We start from the raw sequence: 20,221 nt of genomic DNA, 5'->3' as shown, positions 1-20,221 counted from the left end.
GGTAGACCTGCGAGACCGGCGCGTTTTGGATCCTGCTATGGATGCTGGTTTCCCAAATCCCAGATCGCATTGCGGCGACATGCGCTATAGTTCAATTTCCTTCCGCGATAACCGCAACGAGTATCGCAGTCCGTGCTCCGATATTTCCAGTTTCGGGGAATGACCGACAAGCGGTGTGCCATCCACGCCGATTATCATGGATCCGAAACCGTGGCGCACGACCTTTGAATTCTTCCGCCGTCCCGATTCCACCCAATCGAACACGAGATCGCCTCCTGCGCCGTCGGATGCGAATTGCCACTTAACTTCGACCTTGCCTTGTGAGTCACCCAGCGCACCGTGTTTCACGGAGTTTGTCGTCAGCTCGTGAAGGATCATCGCAAAGCTCTCGGCGGCGCCAGCTGGCACTGTGAGGGAGGGGCCGTCGATCGTTATGTCCCGCGTCTCCTTGAAGGGTTGCAACTCCTGGGCCACGAGATCGTGGAGCATCCCCGACAGGCTGGTATGACGAGACAGGAGCAGATGCGTCGCTTCCAGCGTTCTGATCCGGTCGACCAGCATCTCCTTGTATTTGGCAACGTCGTTCTCGGGAACATTGATCATCTTTACCAGGGCCGTGATCACCGGGAACAAATTGCTGAACCGATGGCGGTCTTCGAGCATGATGCGCTCGCGCTTCTTTACGGCGGCGCGAAGAAGCGTGGTTTGTCGACGCTCGGTCAGATCGGCCGCGATCCCGATGCGGATTGCGCGGTCGCCGCGTTCTTCCTGCCGTCCGCGCAGAGCAACCCAGCGTATGTGACCATCCATCCGCCTGACACGAATCTCGATGTCGTAGTTCACGGCCGACGAGGGTTTTGCCGAGGCAGCCAATTTCGGCCAGTCGGCTGGATGGATGACGGCCGAGAGTTCTTCCAAGCGGCGGACGGGCGTCGGCGGCAGGCCGAGAATGTCCCAGAACTTGCCGGAGCCCTCGACTGTCCCCTCCTTGAGATCTATTCGCCACGTACCCAGGCGTCCGGCAGACAGAGCGAGATCAAGCCATTCCTTCTGAGCACGGAGGGCCTCGCGTGCGGCGCGTCGCTCGGAAATATCGTCGATCACCACGAACACGCTCTCGGTCGATGCCTCGTCAGGCCGCGATGACGACAGGGACAGACGAGCCCAGAATGCCTTGCCGTCCTTCCGCAGCAGGCGAATATCCGCAGCGGACGACGAGGCGCCATTATCCAAATCCTTCAACACCCCCCGCACGGCATCTCGATCGTCGCCAAGAACGAGCCCTTCCAGCTTGAGCTGGGCAAGTTCCTCTCCTCCGTAGCCGGTCATCTCACAAAAGCGTCTGTTCGATTGCAGCAGTTCGCCACGTCGATTGGCATTTGCAAAACCCAGGGCAGCGCGCTCGAACGCCCAACGGTAACGACTCTCGGCGGCATCGATGGCAGCAAGCCTGGATTCTGCGACCTCAAGCGCCCCGCGCAGATCCTGTCGCAGGCGGTGGAACACAAATGCGATCAGGCCACCGGAGACCAGAAGGAAGATGGCGCTCGTCCAATCTTCAGCAGAGAGATGGGCGTTCAGAACGCATCGCATCCACAAGCCGGCGGCCGCCATGAGAAACGTCGCGGCGATGGCAACCAGACGCCCTTCGAGATAAACGATAACAATAATTATGGGGATAAACGCAATAAACGTCACCCCCTCGCCGAGATATATCGTATTTATCGCTTCGAGTACTATCGCTGCTGCAAGGACCAATAGCGAAGCTACATGAGCCAACGGCGTGTTTGACACGTTCGATTTGAGCCAGCGCAGATACGAACCCATGCGCCAGACTACAACCTTCTATCTAGTTCGTCGAGACTAGGCCGCGACAGGGCAGCCTAGTACCACTGCCGGATTGCTATGGCTTTGCCGGCGAATAGAATCAGGCTCGGTTGGGCTCATCAAAAGGCATGTTCAACGAACGCTGCGGAACAGACTTCCCGCGGATGTCTTCAGACGTGTCGAAATTCAAGCCAAAGGAGTGCATTCCCGTCGGTTGGCGGAATTCAAAGCAAGTAAATCGTGCAAAATTTACTTGGGTCAGTAGCAACTAGGGTTGGGGTAGAAGCGATGACACTGATTGAGAGGCGCAACGAGGCGGTTGCGATCAGCCAATACATTACTCTGAAAGATACTCGTCACGCACGTCCGATACATCTGCCGGATCGGCCGGACGCCAGAATTGGCGGACCGCAGCGACGCAGTTTGGAATCCATAACCGGCATGCTTGACCGCATCGGCTGCGGCTATCTCGTGCTGGACCGCGACAGGAAAGTGATCGAATGGAACGCTGCCGCTCAAGAGACGCTTGAGCGGCAGGGCGAAGCGGCCGACACAGCCATCGAGCTTTCCGCCGGGCTAAGGCGGCTGGTTGCGAATGTTCCGGTCCACTTCCAGCCGGGCTCACTCTCATGGGTGGTGATCCGCAGCAGGGGCGACAGGCCGGTGGTCCTGAATGAGACGGGCGTCGTCACACCGGACGGTACCAGCATCGTCGCATTGCTGGACCGGGAGAACACATCGTCGGCAAACCCTCAGACCTTGCAAAGGATGTTCGGTTTGACCAGTGCGGAAACGCAGCTGGCGTTGCGCCTGGCGCATGGCGATGCGCCCCTGGAGATCGCTCGCAGTTGGCATCTCAGCCGCACGACAATCCGTTCCCAGCTTGCCTCGCTGTTCGCCAAGACCGAGACAAGGCGTCAGGCGGAGTTGGTGGCTCTCCTGGGGCGCATTTCGGTCCTGCCATGAAATAGCAACCGCCGGGCGTCGGCAGCCGCCCGGACTCAGGCGATCGAGATCGGGCCAATGCAACGCGGCGGCATTCTGCGCGGCCGCGTTTGCGCAGATCGTAAAATTGGCGGCGCCATCTCCACGCTTTCGACGCGTCATCGAACGCGGTCAGCGCGGGATCTCGCTGCGGGGGTGACTTGCCATGGTCGAAGCGAATTCGACGGTCCACAAGCTGGTGGATACCGCCCGAGCGTGGTCGGATGGGGCTGTATTGAAACTTGCACGCGCGGGCCCGGTCGTCGTCACCGGCGCCGCCGGGTTCATCGGATTTCATGTTGCGTTGCGGCTCTTGCGACACGGCGCCGACGTTATCGGTGTCGACAATTTCACGCCCTACTACGACCTGAGGCTGAAGGAGGCGCGATTTGCACAGCTCTGCGCCGAACCGAGATTTACGCCCATGCGGATGGACCTGGCGGACCAGGCGCTGGTAAAAGCCCTGTTTTCGGACTTCCAGCCATCGCACTTCGTGCACCTCGCCGCTCAGGCCGGCGTGCGTTATTCGCTCGTCGACCCGCATGCCTATGTCCAGTCGAACATTGTCGCGTTTCTCAATATCCTGGAGGGCTGCCGGCACGCCGGCGTCAGCCATCTCGTCTATGCCTCGTCGAGTTCCGTTTACGGCGCCAATCGAAGCATCCCGTTCTCCGAGCACCATGGCGCCAGTCATCCGGTCAGCTTCTATGCCGCGACCAAAAGCGCAAACGAATGCATGGCGCATTCGTACAGCCACCTGTACGGCTTGCCTGTGACCGGATTGCGTTTCTTCACTGTCTATGGGCCTTGGGGCAGGCCCGACATGGCGGTCTATACGTTCACCCATGCTATCGCCGAGGGACGGACGATCAAAATCGCCAATGCCGGCCGCGTATGGCGAGATTTCACCTATATCGACGACATCGTGGAGGGGGTGGTTCGCGTGCTGGCCGCGCCGCCTCGGCCGGATCCGGACTGGGACAGCCGTGCGGCCGATCCCGCCACCAGTTCGGCGCCATATCGGATCTACAATATCGGCAACGACCGGCCCGAAGAGATCAACCGTCTGATCGCGATCATCGAGACGGCCCTTGGCCGCCGCGCCCTACGTGTCAACGTGCCCTTGCCCCCAGGCGATGTCCTGGAGACCCGCGCCGACGTCAGCGACCTCCGCCGCGCTGTCGGCTTCGCGCCGGCGACAGCACTCGAGGACGGCGTGCAACGTTTTGTGGAATGGTACCGGGATTTCCATGCAAGGCCCGTCGACCGGGAACGACAAGCGTTCGTTCAGGCATAGGGCGGAAACAGCGGGTGGGGGCCGGGCGGCAAGCACAACGCCGGCTCACACCCAACGCCCGATCAGTCTGTCTTGGGATACGCCGGCACCGGAAATGGGCGAAGCTGCTGTCGAGTGCTGGACCCGGCTCCCAGAAGCCGTCGGGCACGGCGAGTTAGAGGCTTCTCGAACAGGCGATAGGTGATGAGTGCCACACCAAAGGTGATCACCAGCGCCGACGCGATAAAGGCCCACGGGCCGAGTACCAAAATCAAGCCTGTTCGCCAGAAGAAGATGCGCGTGGCGCGGATCACGAATGGATGCAGCAGGTAGAGAGCATAGGACGCGTCGCCGACGCCAGCGCCCCATCGCGCGGCCAGGCTTTCATGCCTCAGCTCGGCTGGCGCCAAGGCAGCACTCCAGACGATGAGAGATGCCGGGATGCCGTAAACCACGGGGCGGGAAAGGCCGATCGAGATATCGGGAAAGGCCGCCGCCAGCATCAGGGCGGCCAGTCCGGTTGCAGCGACGCAGGCCCTTATGAAACCGGAGGGCCGCAGACCCGAGGCGCACATGATCCCGATTGTCACGCCGAAAGCGAACTCAAGGACGATTGGATCGGTCCAGAACGCGAATGGCTCTGGCAAAGGCGCCGCGAGACGGCCTGCGAACACCATCCCCACCAGGGTCGTGAGCAGGACCGTGACGGCCCAACGCATGGGCAGCAAGATCGTCGCCGTAAACAACACGTAGAAAAGCATCTCATAGTTGAGCGTCCAACCCAGCTCGTAGACAGGCTGAACGACTCCGTCGGGGCGAGCGGCCGGAATGAAAAAGTAGGATTCGATGACAAACCGGAAATTGATGTAGTCCTGGTTGAGAAATGAGGGAGCGAGCAACGCCACGGCAAGGTAGAGCGTGGTGACCGCCCAATATAGCGGGACAATCCGGGCGAGCCGGCGGGAAAGGAAGAGACGCGCGCCACCCGTCTTGGCGAACAGCTGTCGCGACGTGTGCACCATGATCAGGCCGGAAATCACGAAGAAGATATCGACTCCAGCGCTCCAGGGTATCGGATTCCACGCCTGAAAGGTGCGGCCGGCTTCTAGTTGCAAGCTCGCCGCATCGTGCTGGGCGTGGCGCAACGCGACCGAGGTGGCCGCGAGGGCACGCAGAACCTGGACCTGTGTGAGGGTTTCGCGTTGGCCGGGCTCGACAGGCGTCGACCTTTCGGACCGCTGGCGCATCGAAGGCGTCGAGGCCGCCGCCATTGGTTCTTGTTCCATGAATGCTCCGCAGCTTGCACAACACCGTGAGGCACGTCCGAAGCTCATGCATCCTTCAAATGACGGACACAGCCCTCAATATATGGAGGCCCTGCCGGCGGAGCGCAGGAGTAGGAGGCGGGTGAACGTCGACGCTTCCGACGCACGCCTTCATCTCGGCGATGCCTGGGCCTACTTGCCGCAATGCCGATCAAAAATGCATCCGGCGCTCGTTCAAGTCGGGGCCATCATGAGCACCGGCACCGACGCATGGAGTACCGTCATTTGCTCGCCCTCAAGAACCAATTCCATTGATGGGCATCGATCGCGCTCGGCCTGATCGACAGCAGTGCAAAAACCAAGCCTGGCATGATTTTCAGGCGCTTGCCGATATAGACAGCCATGGCAACGCTCCAGATGCTCAGGGCTAGCGCGACACCCACGGCGGCGCCAATCGGGCCGTAAATCGCGACGCCCGCTGCACAGGCTATGATATTGGCCACAGCACCGGCAATCATGGTCGTTGCGGCGGCCCATTCGTTTCCAGTCATGGTCAGGAGATTCTGCTGAGGCCCACACAGCGCGACAAACACGTATCCCAAGATGAGAACCCGCGCGATCGGCGCGCCCGCGGCGTAACCCTCACCGAAGAACCTCAAGAACGGCTCGGCGATCACCATCATTGGGATGGCGACAACGACGGCGCCGCCAGCAGAAAGCAAGGTAGCCCGCGCGAACAGCTGCTGAAGTCCGTTGCGATCGCCTCTGGCATACAGATCGGCAGCCGTTGGCGAAAACATGGTGGCGACGGCAATGCGGGAGAGCCCCACAAGCATCGCTATATTCAACGCCAAGGCGAAAATACCAGCTTCACGGATATGGTCTGTCCAGCCCAAAACCAGCACGCCTGCTCGGCTGACGAAAACATCGAGCCCGGTGATGAGCATGAGTGGGGGGACTGCAAACCACCACTCTCTCGATGCATAAGTGGGCTTAGCCTGCCGCAGGCCGGGTGGTTCAAACTTCCTGGCGGTGATGAACACCAGCCCAACCGTGAAGGCGGAACTTACCACCACGGCGAGGGTCACGGATGGCGCGTCCACCGTTCGCAATCCGGACTTGGCCAGCAGTGCCACCAGCACGAGCAGGAGCCCGTCTCGTACGATGCGCTCCGGCAACAGCGCAGAGACAACGCCACCGAACGCACGCACCAGCGTGGCTCCGAGAGCATAAGCGGTAATCAAGGGCACGGCCACCATACCGAGCATGATGCTTGTCTCAAGCCCACTTTGCTTGTGGTCTGAAAAAAGCAGCACGGAGGCAGCGCCGATCATCCCGAACAACGTCGCCGCAATCAGCGATCTTTGCAGGGCAAATCTTATCACCCCCCGCGCCAGATCAAGCCTGCCGTTGGCTCTGTAGGCAGGGACAAAACGCAACAATGATACGTTGAAGCCAAGCGTTGCCAGATAGGCGAGCACGGAGGTCCATGCCAGAACGTAGGAATAGATGCCGTAGTTGCGTGGCCCGATGAGGCGTGCAATTGCCAACTGCGCAAGACTGGTCAGCCCAGCGCCTCCAATATAGATCAACAGAGCGAAGATGCTCGCCCAGGCGAGTCGCGAACCCATGTCCTTGTTCCGCGGTGGCGCCGTTGCCGAAGCAGGAACGCCGATGGGAAGATTCGGGAACTCCCTTTGTTTTTCGGCGGCCGGCCTATCTGTGCGTAACAATGCGGAAATTATTTGCTTCTCGACATAACAAATACTTTTGAAGGTCGATTGACGGTCAACGTTGTCGACGGAAATGATTTCCCGACCCGAAGTCGTCAGGAGATCATTTATCGATTCAAAAACACCAATAGAGCGCATATTCACGCTCAAGTCGGCCTCGAAAATTCGTTCTGCCGGCGGCTCGCGCTCGATACGCTGTCGGAGCCGAGTCTCCACAACCGCGGCTGGCACCACCAGCCTGACGATGAGATCGGCCGGCGGCGCGAGGCTGAGCGCCTTTTCGAGCGCTCCGAGTTCGGTGCCCCCATTGAACATCGCCAGCGATCCAATCGCTTGAACATACCCTTGATCGAATATGACAATTTCCGGCGATTGCTCAGCGGCATTCCAGCAACGCGAAAGGTGCAAGATATATCGCCAGATACGCGCACGCCAGATTCGTTTCTTTGGTGGTATCAACCTCACCATCGAGAACGAATTGGAAATTTCGTCCAGTCGCCCTGTCGAGGAAAGCAATATTCTTGCGGTCGAAAATATTGCCGACACGATTCTTGAGACGAACAGCAGGATTCCAAGATCGAAGCTCCCGGCCCTGGTGCTGGGTCTATAGCTGAGAGCGACCCTGGCGTTATAGCCTTTCCCGCGCAACTGCTTGGCGAGTGCATGCGCAAACGTTGTTTTGCCCGATCCAGGCGGTCCGAAAAATTCAATGATCATTATGGGTCAAGCCCGATTGCGGGAACGCACCTGGTCCCTTGCGGCATTGCTTGGAGAGCGGTGATGACGGTCCTCATCAAACCCTCGCCAGCAGGAGATCGGCGCTATCCCCGAGCTGATAGCCGGCATGCCTCTTGAGATTCACCTGGGTGAGCACACTCCCTACAGGAGCGGTGACGGGTCCGCCGGCCCGCAGCGACTCCAGAACACCACGGGCAATGCTGCGCCGCGTCCTGGACCAGCGAACGGCAAAAAGCACCGCATCGGCCCAGCGCTTTAGAAGTCTGGTTTCGGGGCCTCCAAGTCCCAGCGGCCCGTTCATGATGACGACGTCGTAGACCGAGAGCAGTTCATCAGTAAACTGCGATTTGTCGACAGTGGACAAAAGCGTCAGCAGATCATCCGAAGGTGCTGGAGCGGCCATCAGATCGATGCCGATTTCCGGCATTCTCGTGATTGCGTCCTTCAGAGTGCAGCGTTCACTTACATAGTCTCCAAAGGAATTGTGAGCCTTGATGGTGCCGAATTCGCCACGAAACTCGTTCGTGAGCCGTGCGTCCTTGCGGTCGAGGTCGAGGAAAAGCACCCTTCCTCCCAGTCGTGTTGCCGCCAGCGCCAGGCTCCATGCCAACTCCGTCTTGCCATCGTCCTGGATGCTGGACGTTACGAGGATGATATGCGGCGGCTGCCCCCTGCCTTGAGTTGGGGCCGCAGTGACGAGAAGGGATGTCGCGGCGCGACTGAACGGCGAGTTCTGCTGGCCCAGAACCAGATGCCGCAGCTGTCTGGCATGCAGTCCCGGAACCTTGGGAAGCAGTCCGATGCACGGGATCCCAAGCTCGGCTTCGGCTTCAGCCTCGCTGCGCAAGGTTTGATTGAACATGTTGCGGACCAGAACCAAGACCGCCCCCATCAGACCAAACACGATCATGCCGGGTGGAATCAGGAAAAACGGTGACAGGGTCTTGGAATTTGACGGCGGCCATGCCGTCGACAGGATCGCTACACCTGGCGAGGGAGCGGCGATGCGCCGTATCAAGTCCTGCTGCCGGCCAAGGAGCTCGTTGTAGTGTTGCGTCACGATGGCCACCTGCGGCTCAAGGGCCCGCAACCCGGAAAGCTGGCTCGCCGTGTCGGCCACGGCCGCGTCGAGCATCCCCTTGCGCTCCTCGAGAGCCGCCACCTGGGCGCGGTAGACGTTTGCCTCGGCCGCAATGCGCGCGATGCCCTGTTCCATTTCACGGGTGATCGCGTTGCCCAGATCGCCGTCCGCAGCGGCGCCCTGCTGGCGTGCCACCAGGTCCGTCAACACAGGCGATCCGATCGCTTCGGCGATGGCCGACACAGGGGCGCCCGCCTTTCGCAGGTCCTCAATATGGTGAAGGCGTGCTTCCGAGGCGGAAAGATTGGCTTTCGACAAGAAAATCTGTCGGCCGAGCTCCGCTGTCTCACCGGCTGCGTTGTTGGCCGCGCTTTGATCAACGGCACCATGTGTCAGCCGGTATGTCTCCAGCCGATCGGTCGCTTCGACCAGATCCTTTTGCACCTGCGGCAGGCTGGCGACCAGCGATTCCAGCTCGAACTGATCCGACGCACGGCGTTTCTCTACGAGATCTTCGATATAGACTTGAGCGAATGTGTTCGCGACAAGCGCGGCACGCGCCGGACTGGCATCGGTAAAGCCGATGGTGATGACGCGCGAGCGCAGCTCTTGTCCGACCCTCATTCCGTTCCGCAGGGTCTTCAGCGCGGCCGCGTCCGCTTCCGGACTTCCTGCCGCCGGCTTGCCCTGCGTCCAGACCCGGCTCAGCAGATCGCTCAAGAACGAGCCTGCGGCGGGCGGGACGGCACTGATGCCGCTTTTTGCGGCAAGGTCGGCCGCCCGCGGTTGGCGAAGAGCCGCCAGAACCCGACGCAGGTGGCCTTGCGACGAGAGCATCGTCAGATGGTCATCGATGCTCGACTCCAGCGAGTCTTGGGCGGATGCCGTGGCGCCCGAAGTACCGCCGCTCGGGGCGTCGATGATGACCTGCGTCGTCGCCTCGAACAGCACCGGGCGAGTAAAGCCCGCGAGGCCGGCCAGAATGCCGCCCAGAAGAGCGACGGCAAGCAAGAGCCATTTTCTCGTTGCCAAGGTGACGACGAGTTGATGGAGGGGAGACGGCGACTGCACGGGCTCGCGTGACGGCCGGCTCATACGCGAATTGGTGTCGAGCGTTGCGACAGTCATCTGCTTAGCGCGCGGAAGCCTGGCGCGGCTGGCTATAGAACCTTCCATTTCAATCCCCTGTCAGTTCAATATCGTAAGAAGGGCGCGTTGCCGGCGCTGATGGCCGTATGGCTTCGTTGCGCCACGCCTGAAACATCAGCAGCGGCCACAGGTCACGGAAATGATCCTGGTTTCCACGCAGATGATCGCGCCAGCATGCGTCGACCCTCGCACAGTCGATGACCCCGTCTCCGGACAGGCGTATCGTGGCGATGATATCCGTCGCCCAGTCGCGCAGGGGTCCCTTCAGCCAGGCCCCGACCGGAACGTCGAAACCTTGCTTGGGCCGATCAACCAGTGAGCGCGGTACATAACGATCAAGGAGCTGGCGAAGTATCCATTTGCCCTTGCCATTTCGGACCTTGGCACTGCTCGGCAGGCGCCAGGCGAATTCGACGACGCGATGGTCCAGGATCGGGCATCGTCCCTCGAGGCTGTTGGCCATGGTGGCGCGATCGAGCTTCACCAAGATGTCGCCGGGGAGATAGCCGGTCATGTCGTCAAACAGGAGACGCGATAGCAAGTCGTCGAGCTCTGCCGCGCAGGCATTCGATGCCGGCGGCTTGTGATGAAGAAGGTTGTTGGTCGAAGATTCCGTCAGCCGCTGAAGCAGTTGGTCCTCATTTGCCGCCGCGAACAGGCGGGCGAGCCGGTTCAACCGGTCACCGCGCAAACAGTGCCGCATATTCGCCGAAAGCGGCAGGCTGCCGAAGATGTCTTTCTGGGAGGCCTGAGCCAGCAATCCAGCCCCCGCCGCCAACATCCGACGAAATGACGATGGCAACTCATGCTGCCTTCTGAGGCGGGTTGCCAGGAAGTGCCGAGAATAGCCGGCGAAGCACTCGTCGCCGCCATCACCCGATAGAGCCACCGTTACGTGTTGCCGGGCGAGGCGCGACACAAGCAGCGTCGGTATCTGCGACTCATCGGCGAACGGCTCGTCCCAGATCCGCGGTAGTTCCGGAATGACTTCTAGCGCCGCGGTCGGTGAAAGGTGAAGTTCGGTGTGATCGGTGCCCAGATGCCGCGCAACCGCGGCCGCATGAGGAGCCTCATCGAACCCGCTCTCACCGAACGCTATGGTGAAGGTGCGAACGGGCTTTTGGGACTGTGCCTGCATCAGGGCGACGACCGTCGAGCTGTCGATCCCGCCCGACAGAAAGGCGCCAAGCGGGACATCGGCGATCATGCGTTCGTTGACGGCAAGGCGAAGCAGGCTGTCGAGCTCGGTCGTGAGGTCCTCGTCGCTGCCGGCAATCGGATCTCGCTGCGCCTTGCTGGCGACATCGGCCAGCGACCACCAGCGGCGAATGCGATGCGCAAGCGAGCCTGCACCGCGGGCACTGGCGAAATCCGCCGCTGTCACCGACAGGACTGAACCGGGCGGCAGCTTGAACACGCCCTGCCAGATGCAAAGGTCATCCGGCACCCATCCTTTCGAAAGCATCGTTGCCGCCGCATCGACGTCGAGTTCCGGGTTGAAGCCCGGGAAGCACGTGATCGCCTTCAACTCCGAGGCGAAGACAAGCGCTTCACGTGTCGAGGCGACATAGAGCGGCTTCTTGCCCATTCGGTCGCGGGCGAGATGGAGGATCCGGTTCTTCAGATCCCACAAGCCGAAAGCGAACATGCCGGCGAAGCGCTGCAGTGCCGCGTCGAGGCCCCAGCTCTCGATCGCGCACAGCATGACTTCCGTGTCGCTGGTGCCGCGGAAATGGTGGCCCGCCCCTTCGAGTTCGCGACGCAGATCGCGAAAATTGTATATCTCGCCATTGAAGGTGATCACATACCGGCCGCTGGCGGAGTGCATCGGCTGGCGACCTGCCTCCGACAGGTCGACGATGGCCAGACGCCGGTGGCCGAAGGCGATCCCGGCTTCCCGGTTCATCCAGAACGCCTCGCCATCAGGCCCGCGATGACGAAGGGCCATCGCCATCGGCCCGATCGCCCTGAGAGCATTCGTATCGGCCGCATCGGGCGCCAAGAGAATTCCGGCGATCCCGCACATTCTAATATCTCCTCTGGCGAACGGTCGCGGGGATCGCCTGCGGCATTCCAGCGACGAGGCACAGGGTCAGACAGAACCACACGATCGGATGGCGGATGATCAGGTGCGGAGCACTGAAGACAGCGATCGAGGCTACGAGCGCCACGAGGACGTCCAGTCTCGCACGCCACGCTGACAAGGCGGCCGAGCCAAGGATCCACAGCAGGGCCAGGACTGAAATCAGGCCGCCCTGAGTGTAGAGATCGAGGATTGTACTATGGGCTTCGAAAGGCCGCGGCAGAAACTGCTGATTGACGACGGGGGGAGTATCAAGGTGCGGGCCTGGACCGAGACCCAGAGATCCGGATCCTGCTCCCTTGTTCAATGCCTCCTCCCAGAGGTAGAGGCGAAGTGCCGCGGTTTCCGCGGTCGCTTCCCCGCCCTTGTCCTTGGTGAGGCTCTTGGCGAAGTCTTCGGCGCTGGCGGCCTCGCTGAGAGCGTAAGGCGCCATTGATATGGCCAACGGAAGGAATCCAACGGCCAACAGCAGGGCAAGTTGCCGTGGAAGGCTGACCTTGCCGCCGTCGCTTGTCAGCCAGGCCCGGACCCGCAGTCCGAGAAGGATCAGGCAAGCCAGGACAGTCGTATAGAGATAGGTATCGCTCTTTGTCAGCCTTCCGACATAGAAGGTGAGGATCAGGCTGCACAACCCGAGACATCTTGCCCAAGGATTGCTGGTGGTCGTGGCAAGATGCAGGGCCAAGGGACCAAGCAGCGCGCAGTAGAGCGCAAGCTGGTTCGGATTGTCGGACCAACCGCAGAAACGGTCCCAGTACCAGGGATCGACGCCAGACTGATGGATCCAGCCGAAACCAAGCCCTAGCTGAACGACAAAGCCTGCACTCGCGACAGCGATCATCCACCAGGCGATACGGCGTAAACGGAGGGCCGCGTTGGGCTCCGCTGCAGCCAGACAGGTAACGCAGGCCAACAGCACGTACGCCATCGTGTCATGCAACAACGGATCGAGGAACAGTGTGGTCGTCAGAAAGCCGATGATAAACCCCACGCCCAGGGTAAGCGTCAGGATCAGCCAGAAACGTGCAAGCTTGGCCAGGGCCGGCGTAGCCTCAAGCCGGCCGCCTGCAAGGATCCGCGTGATCGACAGCAATATCCAGAGCGAGAGGAACAGTTCGCTATAGCCGAACGGCAGCCCCGGGATGCTGAGTTGCACCGCGTAGGACATCGCGACACCGAAGGCCAGGAGCGCATCACGGATCATTGCCGCGCCTCACCCAGCCGGGGGTTCCGCGCACCCTCTTCCCTCAAGATCGCGGGCGCTGATCGAGCAAGGCTGCCGCGGTATTTGCCGTCGAGCACGGTCTTGTATAGGTCGCAATACTGGTCGACGACCCACGACAGCGAAAAGCGCTCACGCACCAGGCCGACGGAACGGCTGCCCATGATCTTGCCACGGGCGCGATCGGACAGAACATCGACTATTCTGGATGCCAGGCCATCCGCATCGCGCGGCGCGACGAGGTAGCCATTCCAGCCATCTTCAACCACGTCATTGCAGCCGGGCATTCTCGAAGCGACGATTGGCAATCCGGACAATCCTGCTTCCAGCAGGACGCGCGGAATACCTTCGCGATACTGCGTTGGAAACGCGAACAGATCCGCCATGCCAAGCAGGGCAGGAACGTCCCGCCTTGGCCCCAGGGCTATGACATGAGGAGCATATTGCTCGATATCGGACCTGCTGACCGCAAACGGACCTTCGGAGTCTTGCGGACCGACAAGCACGAAACGCGCGTTGGGCCTCTTGGAGAGGACGCGGGGAACCGCCTTGATGAGGGTCGGGATCCCCTTCTGGCGAGTCAGCCGACCGACAAAGATTATGACCTCGGCAGACTGCAGCCCAAGGTCCTCGCGCATCGTGGTGGCCGAAGGGCCACGATACCTTGCGGTCGAGAATGCATTCGGGTCGATGCCGGAGCTCCGGATCAGCCGCCCCTTGCCGTGGCCCACCAGCCGATAGCGCTCGAAGAAGGCCTGATCGTCGCGATTTTGGAACACGGTCGTGGCTGTCCAAAGTGACGCCAGCCACTGAAGGCCGCAAAAGACCGGACGCAGGGCCAGTGCCCGCGGTTCCCGTGACGAGAATGTCCAGCCAAGCCCATTGATGGTGCGAATGACCGGAACCTGCCCGCGCACGGCCAAAGGGGTCAGGAGGTTGGGCTTGGTGTCGAAACTTTGAACGATGTCAGGACGCAGTTCGGACATCAATTTGCGGACAGCGTTGACTGCACCCCATTCTCCACCGCCACTGGCAAAGCGGTCGAAAGCAAGCCGGCGATGCGCAATGCCATGGGGTGAAAAGGCGCCTCCGGCATCGCTCGAGACGGCAGTGACCCGAAAGCCCCTTTCACGCAGCGCCAGAAGGAACGGGATTCTAAGCCGGTGATCCTCGCCTCCAACGCAAACCAGATGCGGACTCATCCCGTCCCTCCTGGATGCCGGCAGTATCCCAATCGCGCAAAACCGCTGGCCCTATCTGTTTCCATGGCCCGGTTTCATCGCCCCTGCACACACAACACCCAAGTCCACGCTAGGAGCAGGCCTTCGCGCTGTCCTCGTCTGTTTGAATGAAGCAAGGGCTTGGACGATGCGGCGATGCAACGACGACTGCCATCGGATCGATGAGTTGACCCGGAACTCATTCGTTCTGACGATGCGAGGGCCAACATGGTCGCGTACGACACTGCGAAGCCAGTCAGCAAAGCAAGGGGGCTGTGTTGGAAACGTCGGGGCGCCCGCGTTTAGAAAGCTATTTTGCACGCACCTTGCCGTTGGTTGGCGGACTGACGGATCAAGATGTTGTGGCAAATCGCAACACCAGCCCTCCAGATGGCTTCACATGGAAACAGGCCTCCTCCCGCCCTCTTGACATCGACGGACCAACCAGCCGCCTCTTCCCACGGATGGGCGACGACTTCTCCGAAAAATCGGCGTTCTTTCACCTGGAGCGGATTGTCGAAAAATACCCGGACAAGATCGCGATCAGCGACGGCTCCAAATCCCTCAGCTTTTCGGAACTGCTGAACGCAGTCCAAACCCTGGCGGGTGCGATTGCTGGTTCGGCCCCACCGGGCAAGGCGGTCGGGCTTCTTATCGGAAATACCCTCTGGTATCCGGTGGCCATGCTGGCCGCCATGCGGGCTGGCAGGCCCGCCGTGCCGTTGAACCCACGGGATCCGTTTCAGCGCCTCGCCGCAATTGCCACCAGCGCGCGGCTGGCCGCGATCGTCAAGCCAGGGCCGGGCAAGCCGCCAGGCTGGCCCGATGCCTCCTCACTCGAATGGATCGATGCGGCGAGTTGCATGGCCGCGACGCCGGATGGCAGCTTGCCGGCGTTGCCGTCCGAAGTGTCGATCGATGCCCCGGCAATCGTTCTCTACACGTCAGGCAGCACCGGGGCGCCGAAGGGCGTCGTGAACAGCCAGCGGGCGATCCTCCAACGCGTTCAGCAATATGTGGATGCCTGTCACTTCGGTCCCGACGACGTGTTCATGCCGCTGACCGGGCCGGCGACGATCGCGGGATGCCGCGAGATGATGACCCCGATGCTGTGCGGCGCCACACTGTACCTCTCCGACATCGAAAGCGTCGGCATTCGCGCCGCCCGCGAAAATTTCGAGAAATGGCGGGTAACGGTCGTCTATCTCGTGCCGGCGCTGCTGCGTGTGTTGATGAATGGTGCTGCGCCCAATGCATTCTCTTCCTTGCGGATCGTGCGGGTTGGCGGAGAAAAGATCCTTTGGTCCGACATCGATCGGCTCCGCGACAACGTTCCCGAGTCCTGCCTTGTCCAGATCAGCTATTCGTCCACGGAAACGACGGGCACGCAATGGTTCCTGCCGAGGGACTACCCGGAACGGGGCGCAACGGTCCCGGTTGGCTTCGTCCTACCCGGCATCGAATACACCGTCGTGGATGAGAACGCATGCGAGGTCGCCCCGGGCGATGAAGGAGAGCTGCTGATCAGAGGCAACTACACCACGCTCGGCTATTGGACGGATGGGGAAAACGTCCCTCTTCAGGCGAACTCCGGCAATCCCCGGCTTCGAACCTTCGCAACGGGCGATCTGGTCAAGGTCGACGATACCGGAATGATGTGGATCGTCGGGCGAAAGGGACGCCAGATCAAAATAAACGGGCGACGGGTCGAACCGGCCGAGTTGGAGCTCGTCTTGCGCCGAGCGCCTCAGGTGAATGATGCCGTTGCGGTGGTGACGGACGCGAACGAACTGGTGGCTTTTGTCGTCCCCGCGAGACCTGGCGGAGGCGAACTCATTGCTGAATTGCGCGAGATGATCAGGGCGGCTCTGCCGCCGGCGGTTCATCCAACGCGACTGCACAGCATTGCCGAGATCCCGCAGCTCAAGGGCGGCAAGGTCGACGGCGTCAAGTTGCGGGAACTGGACCGCGCACTGAAGGCGCAAGACGCCCATGACATGCCCATCGCCGGGCAGGCAGCGAACCCGCTTGATATCGAAGGCACCGCGGCGGCCGTATGGGAGAGGATTCTTCCGGGCAAAAGGGCGGCTGGCAGTCGCTGGGACGATGCCGGTGGCGATTCATTGAAGCTGCTACAATTCGTCATGGAACTTGAGACGGCTCTGGGGCGGGAACTCAACCTGGACGCGTTCACGGTCGGGATGAGCTTTGCCGATGTCGTCAGGGCAGCGTCTCTAGGGCAAGACACAAAAGGCGCGCTTGTCGAGGCCTCCGACCCCAGGCCCATTTTGTTCATCGTGCCCGGATCGATCGGCTACGGTCCAAGCCTGGCGGCCTTCGGTGTCGAGATGAGCAATGTCGCCAGGGTGGTTGCCGTGCGCTACGGGGATTTGAACGACCTGCTGAAGGGACATGGCACCATACCGCGGATGGTGGATGCGGTCGTCGACCAGATCAACCAGGCCCAACCGGACGGCAATGTGAATCTGATCGGTTATTCGCTTGGCGGCGGCGTCGCGTTCGAGGTTGCCGCTAAACTCGTTGCCGCCGGTCGATCGATCACGTTCCTGGGAATACTCGACACCAATATCGGCCCTGGGCAGCACAATTACCGTGAAACTCTCGCACGCACCGCTCAGCGCATCCACACCCACAGAGTGACGGTGGATCGCATGCTTTTGCGGGCTATCGCCAAGATATTTGCCAGATTTGGTGCCGAGGCGTTGCTCGCGAGAGGCATCGACTGGCTGAAATGGAAGACCTTCGCCAGAACGCGGTTCATTTTGCGCCTCGAGCTCGAGGAAATCCTGCGGATGCGCGCATTTGCCCAGTGGCTCGCGCAACCAAGGACGGTGCTGCCGATTACCGCCACCCTGTTTCGATGCAGGCGTAAAGGCGTTCCGACAGATCTTGGCTGGAGTGCTTCCCTGGCCGGTCTGAGCATAGTCCCGATCGTCGGCGGACATCTCGATATGCTGGTTGAACCCTACCTCAGCCACAACCGGCCGCTGATAGAAAGAGCCTTTCTGGTGAGCGGCGCATAGTGGATGGACGACCGCTATGCGCACTCTCCGGGGCTGAAATCAGGACAGGATGCTGGTGCACCTTCCTGATAGATCCACAACAAAATCCGGGGGCGCTGCCGCCGTGGCGGGGACAGTCTGGTCCTGCGTTGCCGCGCTGAAAATATCTTGGAACATGATCCCGAAAACTGGGAACCGGCTTTCGGAAAAGATCATGCTTCGACAAAGAGTTAGATAGATCAGGATGAAGATCCAACCAAACGTCATCCTGATCTAGACAGTCGACAAGTCCCTGGACCAAGACAGCCTTCCAATCGCGTAGGCTCTCCTGGCCATGATCAACGATTCTATCAATGGGCGCCGGTATTTGATTTGGCTCTAATATATCCTTTCCAATAGGCAGGCATGGGGTGCCTACCGAATCGGACGAAGGATATTTGCATGACAACCCTCCACTACGCCTCGGGTGGGTCGGCCTCCGAGGTCACAACCGCCGGATTCAACCTTGTCGACGTTTCATCCGTGGACCAACTCAACGCCCTGCCTGCCGGCACGAAAGGTCTGGTCTGGCTCAATGAAGCCAATGGCGCAACCTCGTCATTCATCCAGAAGGTCACGCCTTTCATCGGCAATCCGAACCTGTTTGGCTTTTTCCTCGTCGATGAACCGGACCCCACCGGCAAATGGGGAACCTACGCCACCGCCGCGAATCTGAGGGCGGAATCCGACTGGATCCACACCAACCTGCCCGGCGCCAAGACCTTCATCACCATGATGAATATGGGGTCCTCCGCAAATCCTGATTTTTCAAACACCTACAATCCCGCCAACACCCATATCGACTATTACGGCCTGGATCCCTATCCGGTGCGCACCGGGATAAGCACGGTCGACTACAACATGATCGACAGGACCGTGGCCGCGGCTGTCGCCTCGGGCATCCCGGTCAACCAGATCGTCCCGGTCTACCAGACGTTCGGGGGCGGTAGTTTCACCACCGACACGGGCGGCCAATATGTCCTTCCCACCGTTACCCAGGAACAGACCATGCTGGATCACTGGGCCAAGCTGGTTCCGTCGCCCGCCTTTGACTACGCCTATGCGTGGGGTTCTCAACAGGGCGACACGGCGCTTGGCAGCTCGTCGGCACTACAAGCCCTCTTCCTTCAGCACAACCAGAGCACCACCAGCACGCCTTCGACCGGCGATACGACTGGCACCACCACGCCCCCCACCAGCACTGTGCCCCCTCCCAGCACTGTTCCTCCGACCACCGATCACATCTTCTACGGCACGGGCGGCGCGGATGTGCTTCACGGCACCACCGGCGTCGACACCATGATCGGTGGCGGTTACAACGATACCTATTATGTCGACAACGCCGGCGACAAGGTGGTGGAACTGAACGGCGGCGGCAACGATACCGTGCTGGCATCGGTGAGTTATGTATTGTCGGCCGGCTCGGAGATCGAACATCTCGCCACCACGAACAAGTCCGGCACCGCCCCCATCAATCTCAAAGGAAACGAGTTCTCCCAAACCGTAGACGGCAATGCCGGCAACAACTACATTAACGGCGGTGGAGGGAAAGACGTTCTCACGGGAAATGGGGGCGCGGATGTCTTTGTCTTCAAATCCGCCCTCAACTCCAGCAATATCGACAAGATCACCGACTTCAATGTGGCCCAGGACAAGATCCTGCTCGACCACACTGTGTTTACCGGCCTTCAAGGCAGCACCCTTCAAGGCATCCCCCTTACCACCTCGGCATTCTACGTCGGCAAGGGTGCGCATGACAGCAGCGACCACATTATCTACAACAGTTCGACCGGCGCCCTCTCTTTCGACCCCGATGGCGCAGGCGGCGCGCATCAGATCCAGTTTGCCACTCTTGCTCCGCATCTGTCGTTGACGGCGTCTTCGTTCCTCGTCATGTGAGCCTTGGGGATGTCAGGCCTCTGATCACAAGGGTCTGACGTTTTCTTGAACATACCTCGGCGGAACGAAATCGCTCCAACGTGCATTAGTCCGTCATGAGCGCTCGGGGCATCGAATTCCTACAGAAATGGGTGGAGGATAATGTTCCACCCATTTCGACGTCCGATCCGTTCCTTGCAGCGAAACTCGCCGACCGGGTGACGGCGGACGCCATCAAGGCGGGAATTCGCCCTGAGGAAATCTCGGAAGAAGTTGGAAGCATGCTGTCCACCATGCTTGAATTGCTCGATCATCGCGACACTGATCGCGACACTGAATGATTGGGCATCCGGCCGCGTCGACAACGCGAGAGCCTGAAGTCTGCCCGGATGTATTTTCTACCTGTTGCGGCCTCAGCTGATGATGCTTCAGGCACCCATCCTACGTGATGGGCTGAGCCAGGTCGCCGACACCAGTAGCGACATGGGCAGGTGAACCTGCGACGATGGATTGCTTGCGCGGCCAAATGAGGGCTGCCACGGCCATTGGCGTCAGCCGAATCTGCTGCCGTGCGAGGTGTTCCAGCCAATCGGCCGGGCAGCTCAGGCTTGCTATCATAGCCAAATGTATATTAGCTGTTACTTGACAAACTGCTTAAGCTCTGGTTTCCTGATTTTACGGGTTTTTAGACAAGTTCGTTCCG

The 20,221-nt window shown here is 60.5% G+C and carries 12 protein-coding genes; 5 read left to right on the top strand and 7 right to left on the bottom strand.

From position 1 onward, the window contains the following. Positions 1–84 precede the first annotated feature (84 nt). Positions 85–1,827: a sensor histidine kinase gene (locus JN279_RS12135; protein ID WP_202352875.1), complete on the bottom strand. Its 1,743-nt coding sequence runs from the start codon at positions 1,825–1,827 to the stop codon at positions 85–87. 288 nt (positions 1,828–2,115) lie between these two features. Here JN279_RS12135 and JN279_RS12130 point away from each other — a divergent pair, with 288 nt between their 5' ends. Together JN279_RS12130 and JN279_RS12125 are read left to right on the top strand one after the other, a co-directional pair. Beyond that, a complete protein-coding gene (locus JN279_RS12130) occupies positions 2,116–2,793 on the top strand; it encodes a helix-turn-helix transcriptional regulator (protein ID WP_096449685.1) in 678 nt (225 codons plus the stop codon). A 253-nt stretch (positions 2,794–3,046) separates the two neighbouring features. Continuing rightward, a complete protein-coding gene (locus JN279_RS12125) occupies positions 3,047–4,108 on the top strand; it encodes an NAD-dependent epimerase (protein WP_202353699.1) in 1,062 nt (353 codons plus the stop codon). Between the two features lie 62 nt (positions 4,109–4,170). Here JN279_RS12125 and JN279_RS12120 read toward each other — a convergent pair whose 3' ends face one another. The 6 genes from JN279_RS12120 to JN279_RS12095 all read right to left on the bottom strand — a co-directional run bounded on the left by JN279_RS12120 (position 4,171) and on the right by JN279_RS12095 (position 14,560). Next, positions 4,171–5,373 carry an acyltransferase family protein gene (locus JN279_RS12120; RefSeq protein WP_202352874.1) on the bottom strand — a complete coding sequence of 401 codons (1,203 nt, stop codon included), beginning with the start codon at positions 5,371–5,373 and terminating at the stop codon, positions 4,171–4,173. A gap of 260 nt (positions 5,374–5,633) precedes the next feature. Further along, positions 5,634–7,802 carry an oligosaccharide flippase family protein gene (locus JN279_RS12115; RefSeq protein WP_096449689.1) on the bottom strand — a complete coding sequence of 723 codons (2,169 nt, stop codon included), beginning with the start codon at positions 7,800–7,802 and terminating at the stop codon, positions 5,634–5,636. A gap of 76 nt (positions 7,803–7,878) precedes the next feature. Then, entirely contained in the window at positions 7,879–10,080 is a 2,202-nt protein-coding gene (locus JN279_RS12110) for a GumC family protein (RefSeq protein WP_096449691.1), read from the bottom strand. A 1-nt stretch (position 10,081) separates the two neighbouring features. Further along, positions 10,082–12,079 carry an asparagine synthase (glutamine-hydrolyzing) gene (gene asnB / locus JN279_RS12105; RefSeq protein ID WP_202352873.1) on the bottom strand — a complete coding sequence of 666 codons (1,998 nt, stop codon included), beginning with the start codon at positions 12,077–12,079 and terminating at the stop codon, positions 10,082–10,084. 1 nt (position 12,080) lies between these two features. Next, positions 12,081–13,340: a polymerase gene (locus JN279_RS12100; RefSeq protein WP_096449695.1), complete on the bottom strand. Its 1,260-nt coding sequence runs from the start codon at positions 13,338–13,340 to the stop codon at positions 12,081–12,083. Further along, positions 13,337–14,560, bottom strand: a complete 1,224-nt coding sequence (locus tag JN279_RS12095; protein ID WP_202352872.1) for a glycosyltransferase — start codon at positions 14,558–14,560, stop codon at positions 13,337–13,339. The genes JN279_RS12100 and JN279_RS12095 overlap by 4 nt, the downstream gene beginning before the upstream one ends. 293 nt (positions 14,561–14,853) lie before the next feature. Between JN279_RS12095 and JN279_RS12090 the strand changes: the two genes are divergently transcribed. The 3 genes from JN279_RS12090 to JN279_RS12080 all read left to right on the top strand — a co-directional run bounded on the left by JN279_RS12090 (position 14,854) and on the right by JN279_RS12080 (position 19,859). After that, positions 14,854–17,622 carry an AMP-binding protein gene (locus JN279_RS12090; RefSeq protein ID WP_202352871.1) on the top strand — a complete coding sequence of 923 codons (2,769 nt, stop codon included), beginning with the start codon at positions 14,854–14,856 and terminating at the stop codon, positions 17,620–17,622. Positions 17,623–18,042: 420 nt separating this feature from the next. Next, positions 18,043–19,539, top strand: a complete 1,497-nt coding sequence (locus JN279_RS12085) for a calcium-binding protein (RefSeq protein ID WP_202352870.1) — start codon at positions 18,043–18,045, stop codon at positions 19,537–19,539. A gap of 95 nt (positions 19,540–19,634) precedes the next feature. Next, a complete protein-coding gene (locus JN279_RS12080) occupies positions 19,635–19,859 on the top strand; it encodes a DUF768 domain-containing protein (protein ID WP_096449704.1) in 225 nt (74 codons plus the stop codon). Positions 19,860–20,221: the final 362 nt, after the last annotated feature.

The organism is Mesorhizobium sp. 113-1-2 (assembly GCF_016756475.1).
GTDB classification, from domain to species: domain Bacteria; phylum Pseudomonadota; class Alphaproteobacteria; order Rhizobiales; family Rhizobiaceae; genus Mesorhizobium; species Mesorhizobium loti_C.
Note: the sequence above shows the minus strand (reverse complement) of the source record. Positions and strands in the feature narration are given on the sequence as shown.